Here is a 637-nt window from a genome sequence, read left to right as displayed (position 1 = left end):
ATACCCCGCTATGATTGGACCTAAAGCAGAGCCAAAATTATATGCGAGATAACTCAAAGACATAACCGCATCACGATTATGCATATTAGAGAGGTCTGCAACTAAAGCGTTACTTGCCGGCAATGACAAACCAATAAAGAAATAAGATACAAATAAAAACACCGGAACTAACACAGATGATTCAGGAAAGAATCCGCAAAAAATGAGTAATATAGCACCTATAAACTCACCAAAGACCATAACCCGTTTATGACCCAATACATCTGATAGCTTCCCGCCTAAGAAACTACCCAAAAGATAAGTCCCTGTCACTCCCATAGCGAGAGAACCTGCGACCGTAGCTGAATAACCCAGCTTATCTGTTAAAAGCAAGACTAAAAATGGAATAATGAAATTACCCATTCCTAAAATCATTCGTGCTAACGCCAGGTAATAGATATTACTCGGTAAGCCCCGATAAATTGAAATCGCTGGCAATAACTTCTGTACCATGAAACTCCTGTAACATTTTCCGGTGACCACAGAATCACAGCCTTCTGCAGAAAGGACTGAGGGATAAAAGCCAGTTTAAGACTTTCACCCCAACCAAGGTTCCAAAAGCAGCACCATGAAATTTACGACACATAGAGCAATAACA

Annotated in this window: 1 protein-coding gene; it reads right to left on the bottom strand. The window is 40.3% G+C overall.

What is annotated here, in order from left to right:
- A partial coding sequence (locus tag ACYP03_RS23890) for an MFS transporter (RefSeq protein ID WP_459782345.1) occupies nt 1-492 on the bottom strand: 492 nt, incomplete at its 3' end.
- Between the last annotated feature and the right edge of the window lie 145 nt (nt 493-637).

This window comes from Photobacterium sp. R1 (genome assembly GCF_054600795.1).
This window is presented reverse-complemented; position numbering and strand designations above follow the sequence as displayed.